This is a genomic window from Pseudoalteromonas sp. GB56 (assembly GCF_054923835.1).
This window is the reverse complement of the sequence record NZ_JBPCHK010000003.1, coordinates 371,307-394,783: the sequence shown is the minus strand read 5'-3', so window position 1 is coordinate 394,783 and position 23,477 is coordinate 371,307. Positions and strand designations below refer to the sequence as shown.

The window sequence follows — 23,477 nt, the reverse complement described above, 5'->3', positions numbered from 1 at the left end:
TATCTTCAGGTTTTGATTGTGTGATTTAGATCAACAAGTTTGGTGCTACATGGTTGCTAAAATTTAACCAGCTACTCATATGACCAAACAAGGAAAGACCATGGCGCACCCAGATATCCCCACCCACTTTGATTCACAAACGCAGCCTAATGTCACTCATATCAGTACATCAAGTGGTGAACCCTCACTGCATGAGCAGTTGTACCTTTATAAGCAATTACTACAAGAAAAAGAGCGACAAGTTAAACAATTACAACAAGCTCAAGAACCACTAATCCAGCAAATAAATCAAGCTGAGGCTCTGAACAAGAAGGCGTTAGCACACATGGATAAAATGGCCGAGCAAATGCAGCAGGTGCAAACACAAGCTAAGCGTGAAGTACAAATTGAAATGGCGCATTTAGAGCAACAATTAGAAGAAGCCAATACCAGCAAACATGTACTCAAGCATCATTGCCGTGACCTGCAAGAGCGTAACAAAGAGTTGCACGACCTCCTAAAATCATCAAATCTCCACGTTGATGAGCTGCAAGCGCGCTTTGATCGTCAAAGTAATGAAATCAATGTGATTCGTGATGAAAAAATAAAACTCAGTATGCAAATCATTGAGCAAGGTGAACACATTAAGCGCAGTGAAAAGCAACTGCATGAAGCGATGCATGGCTATTACACAGGCGTAATGAACAAACACAAGAAATTGAGTAAAAACTTACCTCGCTAACACGCTAGAGTGGGCATTGCGCCCACTTCTACGTTCTAAACTGCTACTTTCTCAAATACAGCCACTTTGACAAGCCGAGCAATAGTTTAGAGCGCTGTAGCAATAATCGTGCTTTAGGCCAACGCGCCGGGCTGTGAACAACAGCGCGGGCATGAGAAAAGGTAATGAACCCTTCTTTACCATGGTACTGACCAAATCCAGACTCGCCCACGCCGCCAAACGGCAAATCTGTTGCACTCACCTGCATCAAGGTGTCGTTTATGGCCAATGTACCGCTTTGCACTTGTTCACTAACATGTTGCCATTGTTCAGCGTCTTGAGCGAATAAGTACAGTGCCAAAGGTTTTGCTTGGCCTTTGAGTGTCTCTATCACCTGATCAATATCATCGTAACCATAAACAGGTAATATCGGACCAAAGATTTCGGTGTTTGCGATGTCCATGCGAGTGTCGACATTCAGCAACAGAGTAAGACGTGTATTACCTTTTGCATCTAACAATGGCAGCGCCTTTGCCCCGTTTTCACATGCTTGTGCCAATAAAGAATTGATGCGTTGTTGTGCTCTATCGGAAATAATCTGGGTACTCGGATACGACACAGCAGCGACACGTTGTGTGATTTGTTCGATGAAATCATCAAGCAGATGATCAGGTACATAAACGTGATCGGGTGCGACGCAAATTTGCCCGCCATTGGTCAATTTGCCAAAGCACAATTGCGATACTGCACTTGGCAAATGTGCCGAAGGCAGCACAACCGTTGGCGACTTGCCGCCCAACTCCAGAGTAAGAGGCGTTAAATTTTGCGCGGCACTGCGCATAACATGGCGACCTATTTGTGTGCCGCCAGTGAATAGCAAGTGATCCCAAGGCAATGCACTAAATGCTTCAGCAATGTCGCTTTCCCCCTCAACGAAGGCGATAACTTGTTCTGTGTTTGCTGGCAATAGCGCCTTAAGTGCTGCGTTTAAATGAGGGGTGTATTCGCTGAGTTTAACCACCACCCTATTTCCCGCAGCTATCGCGAAAGCAGCTGGCGACAACGCAAGATTAATCGGGTAGTTCCATGGCGAGATCACACCAACAACGCCCTTTGCTTCGTACTTTACGTACAATTTAGATGGAAAATGAGCGAATCCAGCGCGCCTTTTTTCGGGTTTAGTCCAGCGTTTAAGATTCTTTGCACAATATGCAATTGCGTCCACCGTGGGCAGAATATCACTAAAAACCGTGTCGAATTCATCGCGATAACCAAAATCCTTGCTCACAGCTTCCACAAGCACGTGCTGATGACTTATGAGCGCTTGTCGTAATGCGTCAAGAATCTCTTTTCGACGCCCAAGCGATAACGGCCCTTGGTCACGATGAAAAGTGTTAAATTGGTTATAAACTCGTTCCAATTCAGGGATGTTAGCAATCATATCAGTAGAAAATTTGGTTGTTTAAATACAGCGTAAGATTAAAAAGATACATTGCTAAACAAGGATTTACCAGTATTGAACTGAAGCCAATACTGGTAACAGTCAAGATTAAGCTTGTGCGAGTTTTAACTCTCGACGTGCTTTATAGTATTTATAAATACCGATTAGGGATGCAGCTATCCAGAAAATTTCAATTACAAAGCTGGCCAAGTTGAAGTTGTAACACAGGCTGATAAGTAAAAGGATGGCCCCCGTTAGGTTCATGACGTTATAGCCAATACCTGATGCAGGAAGTTTTCCTAACTGCAATAAAAAGAAAGCGCCTACCACCAAAAAGGTACCACTCATTCCAATTACATCGAATAAAAGATCCATGATCTACTCCACTATTTATACAGCGCAAGCCTACCAAGGGCCGGGATTCCCCCTAAGGACATTTGCCCTACTTCATATACACTTTCTGACCAATCATTTTAAATGCGGGGGTACCGCGTATGAGCATGTCTCGAGCAAATACTTGTTGGCATTGAGGGCACGTGGCCGGCTGTTGAGTATAATCCTCAGTGATCCGCTCTTTGAAGCATTTCACCAATGCGCCTTTGCCCCCTTTACGATAGGTGTAGAGTTGAGTTCGACATTTAGCACAAAAAATATCGACCGTTCGTACTGGGCCTTTTTTGTTTGGTTTTGCCATGCACTCCCCTTTTCAGTTGATTGCACAGTTTATCATGGAATTACGAGGCTAATGCCACAACCCGAGTATTAAACCGATTAGTGTAAATTGCACCGTGTGATAGCCGCCGTTAACAAGAAACAATTTCAAGGGCCGTTGTTCAAATAAATAACTGATACCAAACGATGTCGCCACCCACGCGATACCTGCCGCAAAGCCTGCGCCAACAGCAAATCCCAAATCCGGTTTCGGGCCTAAGAACAACGCAAAAACAAACGCGGCTATCAAAGACAAAATAAGTGCTAAAGAAAACACTTTTGGCATCGACGCCTCAGCCAAGTCCATATCAGTGAGTCCGCAGCCATCAAGCCAAGCAGATTTGAACATCAAAGGAGAGTACCAGAGACCACCGAGAACAAACGTAGCGAGTGCAGCACATAACACCGCAAGAAAATTTAATTCGGAGAAATTCATAGCAATACTCACACTGCCTATACCCTCTAAGCGTAGCCTGAGATCGAAAGAGCAGCAAAAATGTATGTCTGCGACAAAATGTCGCACATTGGCAGATTCCCCTAGCTCAGGTCACGCAAGCACAGGAAAATAGTCTCAAACATCACGGCAACAAGAAAAAATAATGAACTCAACATCCGTACTGGCATCCTCACTTGCACTCGCGCTCAACGCTTCAAGTTACGCGATGGAAGTGATAACTGTCACAGGTTCTTATCACCAACCCAACGAGCAAAAACTAGCTGTTGAACCAGTGCTATTTAGTCAAGATACCAGCGCTTGGCTCAAAGGGGTCGCTGGCGCAAACATCAATACCAATGGCCCTATCACGGGTATTGCCCAGTACCGAGGAATGTTCGCAGAGCGCGTCAATATCAACAATAATGGATTACAACTGGCTGGAGCTGGCCCAAATGCCATGGATACCCCTTTAAGTTATGCACCGAGTGTAATGGTAAAGCACATGCAAATATACAGGGGGATAGCACCTGTTAGTGCGGGTATCGACACGCTCGGTGGAGCCATCGAAGTGACAATGAGAAAAGCACACACACAAGAAGCACCGTGGGCACAAAGCAACGTCAATTTAGATGAGAATAATGCCTACAAAGGTAGCCTAGTTACAGGATTTGGTGCTGACAGTTTTGGAGCAATGGCCTATGCAGAACAACAGTACAGTGACGAACAACACAGTGCGACAGGCGTTATTCCTAACAGTCACTATAAACGCCGTCAATTTGGGTTATTAACAACATTCTCTGCTCGTCAAGGGAACGTTCATGTCAACGTTCATAAAACGGACACCGGCTCTACAGGCACCCCTGCTCTGCCTATGGATATTGATTACATCAACACAACCAAATATGAACTCGAAGGTGACCACACATTGAATAATGGGACCTTGTCATGGGGTCTTGCTTATCAAGATGGTGACCATGGTATGGACAATTTCCAACAGCGATTTGTGAGCTTTGCATCAAAAGAACGCTATACTCGAGCATCGTCGAAAAGCACAGGTTTATATGCCCACTTAGAAAGTAATAACTGGAAAATAGGGTACGATGCGTCACTGAGTACCCATAACGCTGATATTACAAATCCTAGTAATCCGATGTTCTTTGTCACTAATTTTAATGAGGTACAAGACCATCGCCACAGTGTTTTTGCTCAATATCATCTGTCCCAAAAACATTTAGAGAGCATTATCGGCGTGCGAGTCAAAGCAAACATGTCCGATGCCAACAATGTGAGTTCTTCGATGGCGATGATGATGCCTGCAGCGGCTTTGCTAGAACAACGATTCAATAACGCAGACAAAAATGTGTTTACCGGAACTTACGATGTCACATTCAATAATCGCTACAGTGTCAATGAACTCACTTCACTGTCTTATGCATTTGCTGTAAAACAGCGCGCACCGCAGTATCAAGCTCGTTATTTATGGCTCCCGATGCAATCGACCGGTGGTTTAGCCGATGGACGTACTTATGTCGGTAACATCAACTTAAAAGCGGAGACCGCGTATCAATTTAATATCGGTATTTCTGTTCAAACAGGACAACTCACCTTGAGTCCACAAGTGTTTTATCAACATGTTGACGATTATGTGCAGGGTACCCCTATTCAAGATGCAGTCGTTAATAAAGTGGCCAATATGATGGGGGGTCACAATGCGCTGCAGTTTAACAACATAGACGCTGTGCTTTATGGGTTTGATGTTACCTCTCACTACACTATCAACCCAAGCTGGTACATTAATGCTAACGCGAGCTACGTTAGGGCAAAACGTGTTGACGGCGTTCAGGATGACCTTTATCGAATTACACCAGCGAATATTCAACTGGGCCTTAATTACACTAATGACACTCTACGTGCACAAGTGAACTGGCGAGGCTATACAAAGCAACACAAGGTATCGCGATACAACCAAGAATTACAATCACCTGGTTACGGCGTTCTCGATTTTACAACCTCTGTGGATGTGACCCCCTCAGTAAGCATCCGCGCAGGTATTGAAAATGTATTTGATAAGGCATACAGCGAACACCTCAGTGGCCGTAATCGTATCGCTCAAGTTCAAACTCAGGTAGGTGAAAAACTAGCTGCGCGGGGCCGCACAGTTAATCTGGGTATTTCATTGCTACTGTAGGCTGGTGCCTACCCCACAGCCGGTCTCAACTTGAGACCGGCTTTTTTTGCAGCTTACGTTGCAAAGTTCGGCGGTGCATATTGAGTTGTCTTGCTGTTTTAGAGATATTACCATCATTGCGACCAAGCACCGCTTGAATGTGCTCCCATTCAACTCGATCTGGCGACATCACGATGTCCTCTGACACAGAGTCATCGCTCGCCTGCCCGTTTAATGTTGCTAATATCATCGCTAATGAAGCGGGTTTACACAGATAATCATCCGCACCGAGTTTTATAGCCTGCACAGCTGTGGCGATACTCGCAAACCCTGTCAATAGCACAATCCGAGTTGCTGGTAATAAGGCACGAAGTGGCGCTAACAGAGCTAATCCAGACTCACTATCAAGATTCATATCGAGAATAATATGGGTGGGGCGAACGGCACGAGCCTGCAAGAGTGCTTCGCTGCTATTTGCTGCATGCGACACAGTGCAACCACCACTTATGAGGCGTCGCATTAATGTTTGTGCAAATACACTGTCGTCTTCAATCAGCAAAATATTCACGTTTAGGCCTTAGGTAAAAAAATATCAATACAAGCGCCAGCTGGGGTATTTGTTAGTGCCAATCGTCCACAACAGCGCTCTATCGTTGCGTTCGTCAACCACATTGCCACACCAAATCCATTATCGCTGGCTATGATGACAGAGCCCAAATCAGCTAATTGCTGGGTATTAATTCCTTGTCCTTGGTCTTCGATTCGCCACTGCACTTGCTGCGTGTGGCCACTCACCTTCAAACTGATATTTGACGCACCTACGTGTTCATTTGCCCTTGCTGCATTAGCTAAGACATTTAAAAACGCCGCACTCAATAACGGGTCCGAGTTAATATGTGTATCCATAAGAACTTCTGCGGTATCAACGTGCAAAGTTTGTAGCGGAAATTGAAGACTAAATGCTTGCTTAATCTCAGTTACAAGTTCACCAATAGTACAACTAGATGATGCGGTGACATTCTTTTGCGCTTGGCGTAATTGCTCAGACCGCTCCCTGAATAAGTCCAGTTGCGCCTGACATTGCTCAATGGGTGTTTTTAACTCTTCACTAATAGGCCTTACACTCGCTTGCGACGAGCTCAATTCCTCTAACTCTTCGTGCAGTAACGCAATCGTAGCCAGGGGAGTAGCCAGTTGATGGGTCGCTTGAGCCGCTGCATTTCCTAACGCTAACAACTGTTCTGCACGAAGTTGTTCTTCGCGACTGCGCGCAATAGCGCTTTGCTGTTTTGCCATCGTTCTCGCTAATGCGCTCACAACAGTCGCGACCACCAGCGCACTAATAACAAAATTGACCCACATGGCAATAAAGTGGCCTTGCATCGCCATTGTGTGGTGCCCTGCTCCATGCACACTATGTTGCTGAGGCATCACAACAACAAGCCAAGTATAAATTGCTATTGCAATGACAGTGATAACTGCAGTAAGGCGTGCAGGTAGAGTGACCGCTGCAATGATTATCGGTAAGAGAAGCAAGGAAACGAACGCATTCGTCGCCCCACCGCTGAGCGCGAGTAATAGCGTTAAAAAGCCAATGTCAGCGATAAGTTGCCAGACAATAGTCAATGAGCCCACACGCTCATTTTGGCGCAAACGCTTACGCAATAACCACACACTCGCTAGTTGAAATACAGACTCCAACGCAATCACAAGCAGTAAGGGAAGCAGAGCCAAATCGAGGTCTAGTATGAAGTGCCCAATTAAGACAGCGCAAAACTGCACAACAATAGCAAGGCTACGAAGTAACAATACGCGACTAATACTTGATTGAGGGAGCAAATCCAAGGGGGGATACACCTTTGCTTATGACTGCGAAGATTGTACTAGTTTAGGTATCACTGAGGAAGTTGAACTGTGCTTTTTGGCAAGTTTGTTGAAAGCTGTTTGATATACCTCAACGCTCCTGACCTTTTATTGCAAAGGGCTCGCACGGGGAGCCCTGATGATACACCAAACGCCATTGTTCATCATCGTTTAAACGCCAAATCGACATACGCATAGAGAAGTGCCATTGCCCGCCTTTGATGCGTTTCAGCGCAGCGTTATAGGAAATTTGAGCAACGTCATCACTGAGCATTCTGCCGGTAAAGTCTTGATTGTGGAATATGGGCTTTCTACCTTTGGAGCGCTCTTTGGGCAAACGTTCGAGTACATTTTCTTTATCGAGACGGCGACCATCCACTGATACTTCGATAAAATCGTTATCAAGCATCGCACTGAGGCGCGCAGCATCAGAGCGAACGTCATCACGCATAAGTGCACGTTCGCATTCGACCAGTTGTTCTAATAGCTGCGCTTTTATTTTATTCATTGTGCTTAATAACTTTCCCTTGTTTCATAACGAAATCGACAGACAGTAACTGGCCAATGTCATCCAGTGGTGATTTATCGAGTGCGATTACATCAGCGTAGTAGCCTGTTTCTAATTTGCCAACTTCTTTCTCCATATTCAATACCTTAGGAGCAGATTCTAGGCTCGAAGCAATCGCTTGCCTTGGCGTCATGCCATAATCCACCAACAGCACAAATTCCTTAGCATTGTCACCATGACGAGAAACTCCAGAATCCGTGCCAAATGCGATATTGATTCTTTTTCTTCAACGCACTTTGGAATGACGCTTTAACAACTGGCGCCACCGTTTTTATCTTTTCAACAATCGCAGGGGGAATGTTCGGGTTCGATTGCACCTCTTCGCTAACCGAAACACCAGCCAGTAAAGTAGGAACCAAATACGCACCAGTTTGTTTGAATAATTTAAGGATGTCATCATTCAAATAAGAACCATGTTCTATTGAATCAACCCCAGCTCTGAGCGCTGCTGCGATTCCTCCGGCGCCATGGGCATGGGCTGTCACTGGGCGACCGAGGTTATGAGCAGTATCAACAATGGCACTTAGCTCAGCATCTGTTAGCTGTTGATTTAAACCCGCTTTGGTATTACTTAGTACACCGCCAGTGGCTGTAATTTTGATTACTTGCGCGCCAGCTTTGACCAACTCTCGTACAGCCCGAGTACAGTCATCTGCCCCATCACACACGCCCATTCTAGGCGTAAATGCTTCGAGAATTTCTTGGCGATAGCCGTGCATATCACCATGCCCTCCCGTGGGTGTGACAGCTTCACCCGCAGCGATAATTCGGGGGCCTACGATCACCCCTTTGTCTACAGCACGTTGCAGCGGGAAAATAACATCATTACTGCCACCTAGGTCTCTAACTGTCGTAAATCCGGCTTCAAGTGTGGAGCGAAGGTAATTCACTGACCGCAACGCACTGTCAGCCTCTACTTCCATCAACGCTCTGTGAGGGTTTGCCTTTGGATCGCGCTCAAAGCCAACGTGAACATGCAAATCAATTAAACCGGGCATGACAAACTTGTCGCTTAAATCGACCAGCTCAGAGTGTTGCAAACCCAAGTCTGCAGATGTGAGAAAACCCGCATGAATGGCTTTTACTTTGCCATCTTCAATTTCAATTGTTTGCTGCTGTGCTACTTTTTTATCTGCTGCGCTGAGTAATTCACCCGCATGGATTAGCGTGGTGTTGGCCCAAGCGGTGGGCACGGATGTCGCCATAAACACGAGCGTTGATAGGAGCGTTATCTTCATCTTAAACCCTTAACCTTTTGATTATTTGTATTATTAGGTACATAAACTGCAAATATAAAATGCAGTTATGTTTACAATCTAACACAACATACTTTGCCTTACTGCGCCAGTATAACTCGACCAACTTACGGCATTTTGGTATAAAGTAGCGATAAGCAAAAGACATCGGGCCAGTATAAAAACACTGCGTCCCATGCAGCAACGATTAGGATTTTATATGCACTATGCAGAGATCACAGGCTGGGGTAAGTGTATTCCACCAGCGCGAATTAGCAATGAAGACATTGCTACCGTCGTCGATACATCAGATGAGTGGATCAGCTCACGTACTGGTATTAAAGCTCGCCATATCAGTCATGTAAGTACGGCCGAGCTCGCTACAGTGGCCGCGCAACGTGCATTAGATTGCGCAGGTTTAGACGCTGCGGACCTAGACTTGGTATTGGTAGCGACCTGTACGCCAAGTACCGTGGTGGCAAACACGGCCTCTGAAGTACAACAACGTCTGGGGGCAACCGGTGCAGCTGCATGTGACAGCAACGCAGCGTGTTCAGGCTTTTTGTATGCGTTGCAAATGGCCACTGCACAAATTCAAGCCGGTATGATCAAGCGTGCAGTAGTGATTGCTGCTGAACGTATGCTTTGGTATGTAAACTGGGCGCGTCGTGACAGCGCTGTGCTGTTCGGTGACGGCGCAGGTGCGGTTGTTCTCGAAGCAACTGAGCAAAAAGTGGGCTTACTTGCCTCTAAATCTGGTTGTGATAGTTCAGACAGAAGTATTCTGCACATAGAGAACTTTGGTTCGAATATCAATAAGTACGAAGCCATCGGTGGTTCTGAAATTAACTTCATTGGCCCTGAGATTTTCAAGCGCGCAGTGAAAGGCATGAGTGTTGCGTGTGATGATGTTTTAAACCAAGCACAAATTAGCTTAGACGACATCGATGTTCTGGTTCCACACCAAGCTAACTTACGTATCATCCAATCGATACAACAGCGCCTGAAAGTTGAAGATGACAAGGTGATGATCAACATTGATGAGTACGGCAACACATCAGCGGCAACCATTGCTATCGCATTATGTGAAGCGGTTGAGCGCGGCATGATCAAACCTGGCGCAAATATTATGTCTGCAGCATTCGGTGCAGGTCTTACATGGGCCGCCAGCTACATTAAGTGGGGCGAGCGTGTTACACCGATGCGTGAGAGCACAGCGGAACTGGCGCCATGCACACAAACAGGTTTGGAACTCATTGCTGATGCAGTGAAAGCCTGCCAAAAGTAAGTCACCTTTGTAATTTGACCTAAAAAAGCCACTCCTGTGGCTTTTTTTATTGTTCCGCCCCCAAATTTGAGCCAAATCATTAATACCCTTGAAAAAATTGACTATGGTTTAGACAGAAAAGTTAAATCGTAGGAACATCACGGCAATGAAAAGACATGGGTTACACATAGGCATCGAACGAAATAATGAGCGGTTTTATATCACGCTGGTGCTGGTAGGTACGTTAGGACATCAAGACTATGAGATCATCACTCCGATGTTCGATGATGCGCTTAAAGGTGTTGATGAACGCATAGTAGACGTATTTATTGACGCCAGTGCACTCGAAGGGTTCAGTGCCCATGCAATGTGGGATGACTTTAAATTGGGCATGACACATCGCCATCAATTTAGACGCATTGCATTGTATGGTCATGAACGTTGGCAAGCCTATGCCGCGCGATTTGCAAACTGGTTTGTCAGTGGGGAAATCAAGCACTTTACCCGTCCGGGCGATGCGCTAATGTGGTTGAACGAAGAATAGTTGTTTTAGGCGAATCTGTGTTGATAACGGCATTTGATGACCGTTATCAACACACTGATATTTTTAGCTACCGAATTTGTCATGAAGAAGTGCATACACTGCACGAATGCCAAAGGCTTCCCCACCTACTGGTCGGCCAGGTAAAGCGCGGACATTCCATGCCATCACATCAAAATGAATCCAAGGCGTTGTTGGTGCAACAAACTCTTGTAGGTAGAGCGCTGCAGTAATAGCGCCACCAAATGGGCCTTTACTACAGTTAGTCATGTCTGCAACATCACTGTTTAACAAGTTCTTGTATTGCGCGAACAAAGGCATGTGCCAGACAGGGTCTTGGCTTTGCTCACCCATTGCGCACAACTTAGATGCGAGTTCACTGTCACTGCTAAAGAAACCCGGCAATTCAGTGCCCAGCGCCACGCGCATCGCACCGGTTAAAGTTGCAAAATCAACAATAAGGTCAGGATTATCTTGCTGCGCTTCATCGAGCGCATCACACAGAACCAAGCGCCCTTCAGCGTCGGTGTTGTCGATTTCTACAGTAATACCTTTACGTGTTTTAACTACGTCACCTGGGCGGAATGCATTGCGTGAAACCGCATTTTCAACAGCAGGCACTAACACGCGCAATTGCACGTTCAAGTCCATCGCCATAATCAAGTTAGCAAGGCCAATCACATGCGCTGCACCGCCCATGTCCTTTTTCATCAAACGCATGCCATCTGCAGGTTTCAAATCCAAACCACCGGAATCAAAACACACGCCTTTGCCAACAAGCGTTACTTTAGGCGCATCTTTTTTGCCCCAACGTAAATCGAGTAAGCGAGGTTTGTTCTCACTGGCGCGGCCCACTAAATGGATTGTTGGGTAGTTTTGCTCAAGCAGTTCATCGCCCACCCACTCGCTAAACTCACCTTGGTAACGAGTAGCTAAATCACTCATTACTTCACTGAGGTGCTGCGGCATCATGTCTGCCGCTGGGTATTAACGAGGTCGCGAACCAGCTGAGTCGACTCAACATGCGCGGTCAATTCGCTAAACAACGATGGGTCTTCAATTAATAAACGCGCTTTAGGCGCCGATACTTGCTTATAGCCGCTAAACTGATACCCACCAAGGGCAAATCCAAGCGCTACTTCTTTAAAATTTTCAACGTTTTGTAATTGGTAGTCCGCTTTAGGTAGCTTCTTAACTATATCGCCTGCGGCCCACATATCTTGTGTATTTTGGCAAACAAGTACAGCTTGTTGTGGCTGACCTGTAGCAGTATTTGGCACGATACATAAACCTGTTTGTTCAAGGGCACTCGCCAACCAATTTTGTGTAAATTCATCTTGCTGTTCACACCATGCTTGGCATTGGGCTTTATCAAATACAAAAAGTGGGATTAACTGAGTGTCTAAGCGTGGTTTATTAATGAGTAATTGCATTGCGGACTCACTGTCTAATACTAATAATAGTCAGGATAACAATTCCAATAACTAAATGATACTACTGAGTTATGCAGCACGTACCTACATCAAAACGACTGTTCTTCGCATTGGGCTTAGACAAATACACTAAACAGCAAATTGATAATTGGCTATCGCAAAGTGTCACAATGACCAAAGCGCCGACTCAATCGCGCAATTGGCATCTGACCCTTTTGTTTTTAGGCGAAACCTCAAACGAGATAGCAGCGAAATTAACGACCGAGGTGCAATCCCTGTCTGTAAAGTCGTTTAAACTGACGATAGATGACTACGACTTTTGGCAACATAATGGCTTGTTTCATCTAAAACCCAGTGTTGCACCAGCTGAATTAATCGATTTAGCCGCACAATTAAGAACTATCGCGAAGCAGTACGGTATTGAGGATCAGCACGCGAGCTACCGACCGCACATTACGTTAGGCCGAGGGCTGAAACACTCACCGAAAGTCGATGCTGCACCAACACATCACCAGCTAGATGTAACTGAATTTGCTCTTTATCACTCGACAAGAGATGAGCTTGGGCTGGTTTACCACCCTATCGCCCAATTTCCGTTGAAATGAGCGGCTTAATTAGCCCTCTTTGTCCGTTTCTTCTGTGGGTTTCGCTTTGGGAGGTTTAGGATGACTGAACGAACTTGGCAGAATATCGACACCAACCATGTGGGCAATTTTCACCACTAATGGAATAGTGATAGGCGCAAATGGTAACACTGCAAACACACCTAACCCCAAGCCTTTAAGGATGTCGATGAACTGCTTATTGGCAATTTCCAACTCTTGTTTGCTGGCTTGTCGCTTGGTGTATCGTTTGTAGATTTCAAGCATTTCTCGCGTCTCTTGACGCTCTTGTGCTAACGCCCATTTTAACGTGACCATCGCTCGACGAAGCTTTATTTTTTGACGACGCCGCGAAATCATTAATACTCGCAAAGGTGCTCGATGAAACGAACGATATATCCGCATAATGTACTTCTGAGTAATTTCCAGAACCGATTGTCACACACTTCTGTATGCGAAGCTAGGATTTGTAACGTCCTTCTCACGCTTTCACAGTCAATCGTTATTGCATCTAATTTTTACAAATTCAAAGCCCGCAAACACCTGTACCAATTTTACGTCATCTGTTAAACAGTGTTGATCTGATTGTTAATGATCTGTATACGTATATTATACACAATGACAACAAACAAAGATAAATCTGTATAAGTCTGGGGGACGAACTATGAAGTTAAAGTACAGAAAACTGCAATCAGCTGTTCGCTGCGCACTACTTTCAACATCTGCAATCGCAGCAATGAACAGTGGTATGGCTTTCGCTGAAGATGAAACTGGGGCAGAAAATAACGAAAAAATTGAGAAAATTGCGGTTGTCGGCTCACGTGCTGCACCACGTTCAATTGGTAGCTCACCTGTACCAGTTGATATCATCGGTGGCGATGAGCTGGGCAAATCTGGTAACACAGACATGCTTGAAGCTATCAAGGGGACTGTTCCTTCTTTCAACGTACACAGCAACCCAATTAGTGATGCTGCAACGCTTGTTCGCCCTGCGAATTTACGCGGTTTGCCTTCAGACAGCACGCTAGTATTGCTAAATGGTAAGCGTCGTCACCGTGCATCGGTGATTGCATTCTTAGGTGGCGGTATTAACGATGGTGCGCAAGGTCCTGATATTTCAGTAATTCCTAGCATTGCCTTAAAGCAAGTCGAAGTACTACGTGACGGTGCTGCTGCACAATACGGTTCAGATGCTATCGCCGGCGTAATGAACTTCGTATTAAAAGATGCCAGCGAAGGTGGCATGCTTGAAGTTCGCCATGGCCAATACTACGAAGGCGATGGGGATTCAACGCAAATCGCAGGTAACATCGGTCTTCCATTTACTGATGACGGCTTCGCTAACTTCAGTTTCCAATACAAAAATGCAGATGCAACAAGCCGCAGCGTTCAGCGTCCTGATGCTGCTGCCTTCATCGAAGCTGGCGTGCCTGGCGTACCCGACCCTGCACAAATCTGGGGCTCACCAGAAGTTAACGACGACATCACGTTGTTCGGTAACATCGGTTTAGAGCTGTCTAACGATGATGAATTTTACATGTTCGGTAACTACTCTGAGCGTGATGTTCGCGGTGGCTTCTACTACCGTAACCCACACACCCGCCCAGGTGTTTACTCAAACGACGGTGGTGAAACACTTTTAGTGGGTGACTTAACGGGTGACATGAGCGGTAACTGTCCAACGAACATCCAAATCGATGACAATGTGTTAGACAACCCTGAGTTCATCAATGGAGTATTAAATAATCCAGATTGTTTTGCGTTCAATGAGCTTATCCCAGGCGGTTTCACACCAAACTTTGGTGGTAACATCGTTGATACCTCTATCACCGCAGGTGTGAAAGGTGAATTTAGCGAAGGTATTTTTGCTGGTTGGTTCTATGATGCTAGTGCATCGGTAGGTTACAACGCATCACGTTATTTCATTTACAACACAGTAAATGCGTCATTGGGCCCAGATACACCTCGTGATTTCTCTCCAGGTAAATATGAGCAACTAGAAAAAACATTTAACTACGACATGAGTAAGTTGTTTGACTGGGGCTTGTATGATGACGTGAACGTTGCCGGTGGTTTAGAGTGGCGCGAAGAAACCTTCTCAGTTATTTCAGGCGACGAAGCGTCGTTCGAGGTAGGTCCGTTAACAGAGCAAGGTTTCAGCATCGGCTCGAACGGCTTCCCTGGTTTCCAACCATCGCAAGCGGGTGAATTTACTCGTCGTAACTATGCAGCGTACGTTGATGTTGAGACCCTATTCACTGAAGATTTCTTGATGGGCTTCGCACTTCGCTATGAAGATTACGATAGCTTTGGTTCAACAACGAACTACAAAGTAACAGGTCACTACACAATTAATGATATGTTCTCACTTCGAGGCTCTGTGAGCACAGGTTTCCGTGCGCCAACAGTGGGTCAAGCGAATGTGAGTAACGTACAAACAAACTTGAGCAGCGGTGTATTAGTAGACTCGGCGTTATTGCCTCCTACTAACCCAATTTCTGTACAGTTAGGTGGTACTGAATTGGAGCCTGAAGAGTCAAGCAACTACACGTTCGGTGCAGTTTACGAAAACGGCGACTTCTTCATGACTGTTGATTACTACAACATTGATGTTGAAGACCGTATTTCGCAATCGGATAAAATTGAGCTATCTGATGCCGATAAGCAAACCCTTAAGCAAGCAGGTGTACCGAACGTAGATCAACTTGCTCAAGTCAGCTTCTTCACCAACGACTTCGATACTACAACTCGCGGTGTTGATGTTGTTGCCAACTACAGCGCTGATCTTTTGGGTGGTTCTTCAACTTTCAGTGCTGCATACAACTGGAATGAAACAGAAGTTACTCGCTTCAGTGATATTACTGGTGCATTCAAAGTAGATCGCTTAGAAAATGATTTACCAAAACACCGTGCGACCTTCACTTGGTCTCAGGACTGGGAGTCAGTTTCAGGCTTTATCCGTGCTAACTACTTCGGTGAATACCAAGGCGTGCACGTAGATTACGATGCAACGGCGAAAATGGCAGACGCGTCATTCACCTTTGATGCAGAGTTAACATACCATGTGAACGACAATATCGGTCTATCTGTCGGTGCACAAAATATGTTTGACGAAGAAGGTGAGCCATTAGACTTCGCTGACCAAACAGGTTTAGCGAACAACACCTGGGGTGGCAAGTTCTATGAAACTTCGCCTTATGGCTTTAACGGTGGTTACTACTACGTGAAAGCGTCTTACACCTTCTAATAAAGCAATACCCATTGAGATTTATAAGCGGGCGTCAGCCCGCTTTTTTATGCTTGCGCTCTACATATTTGGGGAGTATTTTGAATTCAAAGGAAATATTACACAGCAGAGTTATGAACTTACTGGAGCAGGCCAATCAACTACTCAGTGAAAATCGCTTAAAAGAGGCTGATTTTCATTATCGTTCTGTACTTGAAGCCAACCCAAATCAGGGAGAAGCGTTATTCGGGCTTGGGCGTATCGCCATGCGACTTGAGAAGTACCCAGAGGCCGTGTATTTGCTCCGACAAGCCTGCCAGCGTTTACCTAAAGTGCTTAACCCATTGTTCGCGCTAGCCGACGCGTTTGATGCCATGCAACAAAGAAAAGACGCGTTCGACATTTTGGAGTATTGCTGCAAAATAGCACCGCACAATGCCGAGGCGTTTTATCGCTTTGCTCAGCACTTGCAAATTTACGGCTACACCCGCCAAGCGTCAGACGTTCTAAAGAAAGGTCTAAAATGCCCTGATAGCGCAGTGACTCCCTATATTTATTACGATCTTTCCAATATCGACACACAGGCCATTACCAAAGACCATGTTGAACACCTGCATGCTCTGCTTGCTAGAAGCCAACATAACCAATCTAATGTCGTACTGCATTACACACTTGCAAAGAGCTATCATAATTTGGGGGATAAAAAACCAAGCGTTTTCTCATTGGCGTCTCGCAAATGAACTCCAATCACAGCTTTGTCGTCCTTTAGATGGTGGTTTCGATCATTTTATCAAAGACATTATCGACCAATTCAGCACCGAGTTCATTGATGAAGTGCAAGACCCAGTAAAGCCCAGCTTTACACCTGTCTTTATCATCGGCATGCCACGCTCAGGCTCAACGCTATTGGAGCAGATGCTGTGCCAACATCCAAGCGTTGCGAGTTTGGGTGAAAACGATGTGTTCAGTCGTAGACTTATGGCTTATTTAAGCCACAGTAGCAATAAATCGTTTCCACAATGCATGGCAACCACAAACAAGGATATGCGCACACAGTTACGACAGCTATATGCTAATGAAATAAGTAAGCATAAACTCAGTAACGCAGTGATCATCAATAAATTACCTGCAAACTTTCAATCTGTAGGGGCCATTAAGGCATTGTTTCCTAATGCTAAGTTCATTGATATGCGCCGCAGCTTTTACCCCATGGCGTGGTCAGTGTTCACACATTACTTCGGCGCTAATGAGGCATTTTACTGTGATATGAATGCGTTGATGACGTACTACGAAGGGTATGACAAACTCATGCAACATTGGCGAGATTGTCTCCCACAAAGCGTCACCACAGTACACTACGAGCAGTTAGTGGAAGACCCGCAAGCACTGTTGCGCCCCTTATTTTCCTGGCTAGGTCTCACCTACACCCAAGCTAGCTTAAAGTTTTATGATACCCACTTGCAGGTTAATACCTTGAGTCGAACTCAAGTGCGCCAACCCCTTTATGCCACTGCAAACAAGGCATACAAAGAATACGAAGCGTCATTTAAAGAATGTTTTGACCGTGAAGTCACCATTAGCGTCATACCTCCTGAGCAGGAGAGCGCAAACAGTTAGTTTGATGACAGCGTGAGTATTCGAACAGCACACTTTGATACACACGCAGTTTAAGTATTTGACTATAATAACCTTGTCTAATTATTGTTCAACCAAAGGCTACCGGTCATCGTGCCCGACACACATACATTCGCACTGCACACTTTTGCTTTATTGAATCGCTTCTTAGCGTTCGTCATCTCATCCCTGTTGATATGCCAGGTGTCTTTGGCGTCACCAACTAAACTTGATATTGCTGTTGGTAACACCCTTCCCCCGTACAGCATCGCTGAATTTGAGTCCGGTATTGAAGTAGAAATCGTGCGCACTGCGTTACAAAATAAAGGCTATACGGTTAAATTTTTTTACGTGCCTTTTGCCCGTCTTAAATCATCATTGCACTCCCACCTAGCTGACGCAGCGCTCACTCTTAAAAGTGACAATGAAAGTGGAGATATTTACTATTCTGAGCCTCATATTGAGTTTCATAATGTAGTCGTCACGCTGTCAAAAAATGACATCTCTATCAAATCGATAGACGACTTAAGCTCGCTGTCTGTCCTCGCTTTTCAAAACGCCAACATAAACCTAGGCGATGCATTCGATGCCATGGCAAAGGGCAATTCACGTTATGCTGAGATAGCAAATCAAGAAAGTCAGGTTTCCATGCTATTTTTAGAGCGTGTGGATGCGTTAGTCATAGATAAAAGGATTTTTGATTACTACCAACAACGCTTAGATTCGCCTTTAAACGCTCAGGCAATAACGGTTCACAACATATTTAGCCCCACTGATTACCACGTAGGGTTCATTAAAAAGGCGATTCGTGATGATTTCAATCATGCATTGAGTGATTTACGCTTATCAGGGCAATACCAAAACATACTTAACAAGTACTAACTTCAATCGCTCTAGGAACTGTATTTTTCAAACCATTCAAGCACATCTTGAAATTGGTCGCGTTGTGCTTGTGGGTGAGTTAGCATATCGATATGACCATAGTCATGGTGATGCCCTTTGTTTCGGCCATACACATTCAATTGCTGAATGCCCACACCTGACTCCTGCATAAACTTTTTGATATCAATTGGTTGGGCCAGCGCCTTATCTTTGACACCCGCAATGTGCAAAATAGGTGGTAGCGCTTTGCCTTTGAGTGCTTTGGCATAGTCAAAACCATCATCACTGTCGATCCAAGGCCTGATTTTAGCCCACTGCATACTTTGACGGTGTGATTTGACTGTCTCATCATCACTGCCCCACTTCAGCTTTTTAGCGGGCAGGTAACCATGTTTCTTCGCGTATTTGGGCGCAAGCCAATACCAAATTATATTGCCCTGAATAAATTTACTGATATGACGATTATAAAGCGAACGCTTTGAACCGAAGTACGCGCACGCTTTGACTGACTTTATGTATTGTGGAAAGCGCGCAAAAGCGCTATTGAACAACACCCCACCCCAAGAGTGCGCCACCCAGTATGCGGGAAACTCGCCACAATGTTGCTGAATATGCGTTATAAAAGCCGGAATTTCCTGACAAATAGCCTCTGTTTGCCCGTAGCTGGCACCTTTGTTGATAGCAGGTTTACTTTCTCCTCGCCCACATAAGTCAGCGACATAACAACGGTATCCATGACGCGCAAGAAACGGAGCAATACCCTTATTGGAATGAGTGTAGAAAATTTTGCCATTCTCGACAGCACCATGCATGAAAAATACGACTGGCCCCGTCGCATCTCGCTCGGCAATATAACGTAAATGCAGCTGTTGCGTCGGGGTATAGTCAATTAACAACGACTCTTGTATTAACTCGGACATGGTTATTCTACTTCTTGTTCTTTTCACTCATCCTACCAGTAGGCACTAAAAGCGACAAGTAGTATGCGCGCCCCCAAATTTGGCGAGTGCCATTCAAAATGAGAATCTGCGGCACGATGAGATTTTGGTTATACAGTAACACCAATGCAGAACCCTTATTCGTTGATGTCAGAAATTCGAGTTGTAGGAGCCACTGGCTAGATGAGCGCTAGCAAAAAGACGATGAAAATGTGCCGAAAAAGTTTGTTTGATGGTTTCTATGTTGTGTAATTCACATTTACGAAGGGAAGCGGCCTTGTGCCATTAGTGGTCATAAGGCCAACATTGACTGTCAGCAGACGTTGAACATAACGCATATTTGGACAGAAACACGTTAGAGTAATTATTCGGTAACGCCTTACTAATGGGCGCAAAAATGCTTGGCTAAAATTAGCGACGAAGGAGCACAAGCCAAGCGTTTTGCGTCCTTTTGAGTAACTTGTTATGCATGCTAACCTGCAATCTGTGCTTTTATATTCTCCAATAGATTGTTTATATCGCCCATTATCGTTAAGCATTCCTGTGCGTCACAGAAAACTTCTAACTTTACTTTTTTTAAACCCTCTGAAGTTTCAAACTGAAGGCCAATCTTATAATGGATGAGAGTGCCAAGTTTAAACTCGTTAAACTCAATAAGCTCTTTAGATTGCTGAAATTTATTTAATTCTAAATCTTTTAGCGGCTTAATACTTAACCATGCGGCGTCATAAGAAGTATCTATAACCTCACAGATTACATGTACAGAGCCATCACTAAACTTTTCAATTTTTCCACAAAACGATGGAAGCACTATTTCCCTATCAAACACTGTAACCTTTGGTAGGTCGTTACTAGAATGTACAGAAAAACTTAATAGGAAAACTAGGGCAATTAGCTTGTTAAAAGGCACGACCATTTCCTGTATGCATAACGCCCGCATAATGGGCGGATTAAGCTTGGCTAAAATCAGCGAGGAACGAGCGTCAGCCAAGCTTTAGACGTCCATTCATTCATGCGTTTGTTATACCTACTTTTTAACATGATTGACGTTGTAGGCCGTAACATTCACTTTAACTTTTTCACAGGGATTCGCTGGGTCTTTGCCAATACAATATCCTGTAAACCAAATATCTCCTAAGCCGATATGCATACCGTAAGAATTAGCGAAAAGATTTGCGAAAGACTGTTGTTTAACCCTTTCTAACATTTCACTGGTTACGATGCTTTCATAGTTCGTAATGAATTCATTTTTATTCTTAAAGTATTTTGTACCGCTATCAAAATTGACTCTAATGGGGTAACCATTGAGGTTGGCAACTTTTTCGATTTCTTTTGTTATAAGGGCATTCTTTAATTCATAGAAAAAGTTTTCATATATCTCACTTTCTCCATACAAATACTTAAGTCTATCTCTAGATTCCTCATCTGTTCCCGCAAAGGAGCTACAGGAAAGAACCATAATTAATAAGACTAGAGAATTTCGCATATTCACCTGTAGGTATAACGCCCAAATAACGGGCTAATAATGCTTGGCTATACTAGTGAGCGCAGCGAACCAAGCCAAGCGTTATTAGTCCGAGCGTTAATTTGCTTGTTAGGTGGCCTTTTAACCTAAGCCAAACAATAAAATACCTGCGACAAAATAAATGATTGGCAAAGTATCCCAATATCCGTAATCACCTATAAGCTTAAATTTTTTGGTCGCCTGTTTAAAACATACGATGTATACAAATGAATAAGAAATGATTGCAGGAACAACTAAATGAGATAGTTTTGACTGTTCAATTGCGAAGCCATATCCAAACGAAAGCCAGAGGATAAGGGCCATTAGAGATAATGGAAGTAATATTATACCTCCAATTAACAATGCAAAATTTCTACTTAACCAATCCATTGGACACCTAACGCCCGCATAATGGGCGGATAATGCTTGGCTAAAATCAGCGAGGAACGAGCGTCAGCCAGCTTTAGACGTCCGTTCATTAATGCGCTTGTTATACGTTTTTACCACTGATAATGATGTTACAAGCTTTAGTAACACTGTCCCGATAATACTCGATAGTTTCTTTTAATTCTTTATCAGCTTTAGCCAGAAACTCTTCTGAGCACTTTGACCTAACATGAGTTAAGGGTAAATGATCTGTTTCTGATTCAATTTCACCAAAAATATGAAATTCAGTGTTCCAGCATTGGCCATACTTTTCATTACCAATACGCCATAGCTTAATTACCAATACGCCATAGCTTAATTACGTTATCTAAGTAATCTTCATCGCTTTCCAGCAGCTTTTTCGCAAACGTAATTGCTTCTTCAGGCACTTAATTTACTCCGAACTCTAGAAACGTATAACGCCCGCCTAACAGGCGTAAAAAGGCTTGGCTATAATTAGCGACGAGGGAGCGCAAGCCAAGCTTTTTACGTCCTTTGTTGAGGCGATTGTTATGTGACCATTACTCACATTTACTGCCTTTATCTTTAATAACATAAGCTGCAAATTTATCGTCTTCATTTCCACTAATGCGAACATGTTCAAAACGATTATTTAAAACATCAAACCAAAAGCACCTGATATGTTTGTTTGCATGATTCTGAGATATTTCCTGAATCTTTTTATTAATATCTGGATCATCTAACAAAAGTTCTGCAAACAAGAATGACGCTCGGGCTTTATAAGTATTTGGATTATCAGCGTTGAGTAAATCTAATACCACTGGCTTGTAGCGATGCTTGTTTTGTGTAAACAACTCTGTAGCACCATCATCCATGCCTGAACCAAGAGAATACATTTTGTAAAGTAAAAACACTTGCACTCTGTTGCTAAAAGTAACCAGCAAAACAAAAGTAACGACTAGAATTAAAAATGTTATAAATATTTTCACTGAACCTTCCTAGTCACATAACGCCGCAATAAAGGGCGGCCAATACGTAGGCTGCTTTGTGTTATTCTGGAGCGTAGAGACAACACAAAGCAACCGGAGTATTGGGCGTCCAGCCGGTATGTTTTTACCGGCGATCTTTCATTGCTTTGTTATATCTCTTTATCAAAAACGGTTGTTCCATCTTCATCTTCCCAGACTTTTCTCAGCGAGCTAGGCATCAATTCGTGATGACCAAGGCACACAAGAATGGGCTCAACCGATACGACTGCCAAATAGCCAAGTTCAGAAGGCTGATCATTAACCGCTAACGACTCTGTAACCATACCTAAAGCAACTCCCATTTCACCAATAGCAGGGCCACCACTAAAGCCTGCTCGAGCGACGGAAGAAAGAATAAAGTGTGGATGCCCACCAGTATACTTGTCTATAACGGCATTAACTTCAGCTTTTGAGGCAATAAGGGTTGGCTTATATGAAAATGGAACCGGAGGAAAACCTAAAACTATCGCTGTAGTCATTACATGTTCAGTGCCTAACCAATCATCAAGATGATCTCCGAGCGGTATTACAGGCGCATCAATACCTTTAACCTTTAATAAAGCTACATCTATATCTTCATTGGGGTGATAGTATGGTCCGTCAATTGAACTTGCATTATCAGGAAAATGGGTAGTAGTAAACTTTCTTAGATGTGGATTAGATTCATCATCTTCATAGATGAATCTTGGTTCGGTATTTGCCACGTCTACAATCGTTTTACCTTCAACCACATGTCGTGCAGTAACAAAAATTCCGTCACCGACATGAAAACAACTTCCGATATTTTCTGAACCATCAGAATCTTGCACGACAACATACGCCACACCTGCCGCATATTCCTCATAAATTCTTCTAGCTATTGGCGGTGAGCTCATTCCTATTCCTAGATATAACGCCCGCATAAGGGGCAACAAAACGTAGAAGGTAATTTTGC

General features: G+C 44.3%; 23 protein-coding genes and 2 pseudogenes. 9 read left to right on the top strand and 16 right to left on the bottom strand.

The window, feature by feature from the left end; translation table 11 throughout:
* The first annotated feature begins 100 nt into the window (after positions 1-100).
* Positions 101-721, top strand: a complete 621-nt coding sequence (locus tag ACH19P_RS17185; protein ID WP_462159834.1) for a hypothetical protein — start codon at positions 101-103, stop codon at positions 719-721.
* A gap of 43 nt (positions 722-764) precedes the next feature.
* Here ACH19P_RS17185 and ACH19P_RS17180 read toward each other — a convergent pair whose 3' ends face one another.
* From ACH19P_RS17180 to ACH19P_RS17165, 4 genes are all read right to left on the bottom strand, one after another.
* Positions 765-2,141 (bottom strand): aldehyde dehydrogenase family protein, encoded by a 1,377-nt coding sequence (locus ACH19P_RS17180; RefSeq protein ID WP_462159833.1) that lies wholly within the window; start codon positions 2,139-2,141, stop codon positions 765-767.
* A 108-nt stretch (positions 2,142-2,249) separates the two neighbouring features.
* Complete coding sequence (locus ACH19P_RS17175) at positions 2,250-2,519, bottom strand: CBU_0592 family membrane protein (RefSeq protein ID WP_462160192.1); 270 nt, start codon at positions 2,517-2,519, stop codon at positions 2,250-2,252.
* A gap of 64 nt (positions 2,520-2,583) precedes the next feature.
* Positions 2,584-2,835, bottom strand: a complete 252-nt coding sequence (locus tag ACH19P_RS17170; protein WP_462159832.1) for a hypothetical protein — start codon at positions 2,833-2,835, stop codon at positions 2,584-2,586.
* Between the two features lie 48 nt (positions 2,836-2,883).
* The gene (locus ACH19P_RS17165; RefSeq protein ID WP_462159831.1) at positions 2,884-3,288 is read right to left on the bottom strand and encodes a DUF1761 domain-containing protein; all 405 of its coding nucleotides are present in this window, start codon (positions 3,286-3,288) and stop codon (positions 2,884-2,886) included.
* Between the two features lie 163 nt (positions 3,289-3,451).
* Here ACH19P_RS17165 and ACH19P_RS17160 point away from each other — a divergent pair, with 163 nt between their 5' ends.
* Positions 3,452-5,476: a TonB-dependent receptor gene (locus ACH19P_RS17160; RefSeq protein WP_462159830.1), complete on the top strand. Its 2,025-nt coding sequence runs from the start codon at positions 3,452-3,454 to the stop codon at positions 5,474-5,476.
* Between the two features lie 25 nt (positions 5,477-5,501).
* Here the strand turns inward: ACH19P_RS17160 and ACH19P_RS17155 are convergent, their stop codons facing one another.
* The 4 genes and pseudogenes from ACH19P_RS17155 to ACH19P_RS17140 form a co-directional block, all read right to left on the bottom strand.
* Complete coding sequence (locus ACH19P_RS17155) at positions 5,502-6,023, bottom strand: response regulator transcription factor (protein ID WP_462159829.1); 522 nt, start codon at positions 6,021-6,023, stop codon at positions 5,502-5,504.
* A gap of 2 nt (positions 6,024-6,025) precedes the next feature.
* On the bottom strand, positions 6,026-7,300 hold the full coding sequence (locus tag ACH19P_RS17150) for an ATP-binding protein (protein WP_462159828.1): 1,275 nt from the start codon (positions 7,298-7,300) through the stop codon (positions 6,026-6,028).
* Between the two features lie 109 nt (positions 7,301-7,409).
* Positions 7,410-7,826, bottom strand: coding sequence for a nuclear transport factor 2 family protein (locus tag ACH19P_RS17145; RefSeq protein ID WP_462159826.1), 417 nt, complete (start codon positions 7,824-7,826; stop codon positions 7,410-7,412).
* A pseudogene (locus ACH19P_RS17140) lies at positions 7,819-9,124 on the bottom strand (metal-dependent hydrolase family protein). The gene ACH19P_RS17145 and the pseudogene ACH19P_RS17140 overlap by 8 nt, the downstream one beginning before the upstream one ends.
* A 217-nt stretch (positions 9,125-9,341) precedes the next feature.
* Here ACH19P_RS17140 and ACH19P_RS17135 point away from each other — a divergent pair.
* A complete protein-coding gene (locus ACH19P_RS17135; RefSeq protein ID WP_462159824.1) occupies positions 9,342-10,409 on the top strand; it encodes a beta-ketoacyl-ACP synthase 3 in 1,068 nt (355 codons plus the stop codon).
* 145 nt (positions 10,410-10,554) lie between these two features.
* Positions 10,555-10,932 (top strand): SpoIIAA family protein, encoded by a 378-nt coding sequence (locus ACH19P_RS17130; protein ID WP_462159823.1) that lies wholly within the window; start codon positions 10,555-10,557, stop codon positions 10,930-10,932.
* Between the two features lie 63 nt (positions 10,933-10,995).
* On the opposite strand, the pseudogene ACH19P_RS17125 reads toward ACH19P_RS17130, so the two are convergent.
* A pseudogene (locus ACH19P_RS17125) lies at positions 10,996-12,362 on the bottom strand (leucyl aminopeptidase family protein).
* Positions 12,363-12,433: 71 nt separating this feature from the next.
* On the opposite strand from ACH19P_RS17125, the gene thpR reads away from it, so the two are divergent.
* Positions 12,434-12,967 carry an RNA 2',3'-cyclic phosphodiesterase gene (gene thpR / locus ACH19P_RS17120; RefSeq protein WP_462159822.1) on the top strand — a complete coding sequence of 178 codons (534 nt, stop codon included), beginning with the start codon at positions 12,434-12,436 and terminating at the stop codon, positions 12,965-12,967.
* Between the two features lie 9 nt (positions 12,968-12,976).
* On the opposite strand, the gene ACH19P_RS17115 is transcribed toward thpR, so the two are convergent.
* Positions 12,977-13,369, bottom strand: coding sequence for a hypothetical protein (locus tag ACH19P_RS17115; protein ID WP_462159821.1), 393 nt, complete (start codon positions 13,367-13,369; stop codon positions 12,977-12,979).
* A 259-nt stretch (positions 13,370-13,628) separates the two neighbouring features.
* On the opposite strand from ACH19P_RS17115, the gene ACH19P_RS17110 reads away from it, so the two are divergent.
* The 4 genes from ACH19P_RS17110 (at position 13,629) to ACH19P_RS17095 (ending at position 18,686) form a co-directional block, all read left to right on the top strand.
* Complete coding sequence (locus ACH19P_RS17110; RefSeq protein ID WP_462159820.1) at positions 13,629-16,211, top strand: TonB-dependent receptor plug domain-containing protein; 2,583 nt, start codon at positions 13,629-13,631, stop codon at positions 16,209-16,211.
* Between the two features lie 113 nt (positions 16,212-16,324).
* Positions 16,325-16,930: a tetratricopeptide repeat protein gene (locus ACH19P_RS17105; protein ID WP_462159819.1), complete on the top strand. Its 606-nt coding sequence runs from the start codon at positions 16,325-16,327 to the stop codon at positions 16,928-16,930.
* Entirely contained in the window at positions 16,863-17,807 is a 945-nt protein-coding gene (locus tag ACH19P_RS17100) for a sulfotransferase family protein (RefSeq protein WP_462159818.1), read from the top strand. Before ACH19P_RS17105 ends, ACH19P_RS17100 begins: the two co-directional genes overlap by 68 nt.
* Before the next feature lie 111 nt (positions 17,808-17,918).
* Complete coding sequence (locus ACH19P_RS17095) at positions 17,919-18,686, top strand: substrate-binding periplasmic protein (RefSeq protein ID WP_462159816.1); 768 nt, start codon at positions 17,919-17,921, stop codon at positions 18,684-18,686.
* Between the two features lie 11 nt (positions 18,687-18,697).
* Here the strand turns inward: ACH19P_RS17095 and ACH19P_RS17090 are convergent, their stop codons facing one another.
* The 6 genes from ACH19P_RS17090 to ACH19P_RS17065 all read right to left on the bottom strand — a co-directional run bounded on the left by ACH19P_RS17090 (position 18,698) and on the right by ACH19P_RS17065 (position 23,418).
* Positions 18,698-19,606 (bottom strand): alpha/beta fold hydrolase, encoded by a 909-nt coding sequence (locus tag ACH19P_RS17090; RefSeq protein WP_462159815.1) that lies wholly within the window; start codon positions 19,604-19,606, stop codon positions 18,698-18,700.
* Positions 19,607-20,096: 490 nt separating this feature from the next.
* Positions 20,097-20,615: a hypothetical protein gene (locus tag ACH19P_RS17085; RefSeq protein ID WP_462159813.1), complete on the bottom strand. Its 519-nt coding sequence runs from the start codon at positions 20,613-20,615 to the stop codon at positions 20,097-20,099.
* A 36-nt stretch (positions 20,616-20,651) separates the two neighbouring features.
* The gene (locus tag ACH19P_RS17080; protein WP_462159812.1) at positions 20,652-21,110 is read right to left on the bottom strand and encodes a hypothetical protein; all 459 of its coding nucleotides are present in this window, start codon (positions 21,108-21,110) and stop codon (positions 20,652-20,654) included.
* Between the two features lie 120 nt (positions 21,111-21,230).
* Positions 21,231-21,518 carry a hypothetical protein gene (locus ACH19P_RS17075; RefSeq protein WP_462159811.1) on the bottom strand — a complete coding sequence of 96 codons (288 nt, stop codon included), beginning with the start codon at positions 21,516-21,518 and terminating at the stop codon, positions 21,231-21,233.
* Positions 21,519-22,075: 557 nt separating this feature from the next.
* Entirely contained in the window at positions 22,076-22,504 is a 429-nt protein-coding gene (locus tag ACH19P_RS17070; protein WP_188728718.1) for a hypothetical protein, read from the bottom strand.
* Positions 22,505-22,653: 149 nt separating this feature from the next.
* On the bottom strand, positions 22,654-23,418 hold the full coding sequence (locus tag ACH19P_RS17065) for a S1 family peptidase (RefSeq protein ID WP_462159810.1): 765 nt from the start codon (positions 23,416-23,418) through the stop codon (positions 22,654-22,656).
* Positions 23,419-23,477 lie beyond the last annotated feature (59 nt).

Bases quoted from the DNA above. Each gene is read 5' to 3' on its own strand.
- ACH19P_RS17185 (WP_462159834.1), top strand. From the start codon at position 101: ATGGCGCACCCAGATATCCCCACCCACTTTGATTCACAAACGCAGCCT.
- ACH19P_RS17180 (WP_462159833.1), bottom strand. From the start codon at position 2,141: ATGATTGCTAACATCCCTGAATTGGAACGAGTTTATAACCAATTTAAC.
- ACH19P_RS17170 (WP_462159832.1), bottom strand. From the start codon at position 2,835: ATGGCAAAACCAAACAAAAAAGGCCCAGTACGAACGGTCGATATTTTT.
- ACH19P_RS17165 (WP_462159831.1), bottom strand. From the start codon at position 3,288: ATGAATTTCTCCGAATTAAATTTTCTTGCGGTGTTATGTGCTGCACTC.
- ACH19P_RS17160 (WP_462159830.1), top strand. From the start codon at position 3,452: ATGAACTCAACATCCGTACTGGCATCCTCACTTGCACTCGCGCTCAAC.
- ACH19P_RS17145 (WP_462159826.1), bottom strand. From the start codon at position 7,826: ATGAATAAAATAAAAGCGCAGCTATTAGAACAACTGGTCGAATGCGAA.
- ACH19P_RS17135 (WP_462159824.1), top strand. From the start codon at position 9,342: ATGCACTATGCAGAGATCACAGGCTGGGGTAAGTGTATTCCACCAGCG.
- ACH19P_RS17130 (WP_462159823.1), top strand. From the start codon at position 10,555: ATGAAAAGACATGGGTTACACATAGGCATCGAACGAAATAATGAGCGG.
- thpR (WP_462159822.1), top strand. From the start codon at position 12,434: ATGCAGCACGTACCTACATCAAAACGACTGTTCTTCGCATTGGGCTTA.
- ACH19P_RS17115 (WP_462159821.1), bottom strand. From the start codon at position 13,369: ATGCGGATATATCGTTCGTTTCATCGAGCACCTTTGCGAGTATTAATG.
- ACH19P_RS17110 (WP_462159820.1), top strand. From the start codon at position 13,629: ATGAAGTTAAAGTACAGAAAACTGCAATCAGCTGTTCGCTGCGCACTA.
- ACH19P_RS17105 (WP_462159819.1), top strand. From the start codon at position 16,325: ATGAACTTACTGGAGCAGGCCAATCAACTACTCAGTGAAAATCGCTTA.
- ACH19P_RS17090 (WP_462159815.1), bottom strand. From the start codon at position 19,606: ATGTCCGAGTTAATACAAGAGTCGTTGTTAATTGACTATACCCCGACG.
- ACH19P_RS17080 (WP_462159812.1), bottom strand. From the start codon at position 21,110: ATGCGAAATTCTCTAGTCTTATTAATTATGGTTCTTTCCTGTAGCTCC.
- ACH19P_RS17075 (WP_462159811.1), bottom strand. From the start codon at position 21,518: ATGGATTGGTTAAGTAGAAATTTTGCATTGTTAATTGGAGGTATAATA.
- ACH19P_RS17065 (WP_462159810.1), bottom strand. From the start codon at position 23,418: ATGAGCTCACCGCCAATAGCTAGAAGAATTTATGAGGAATATGCGGCA.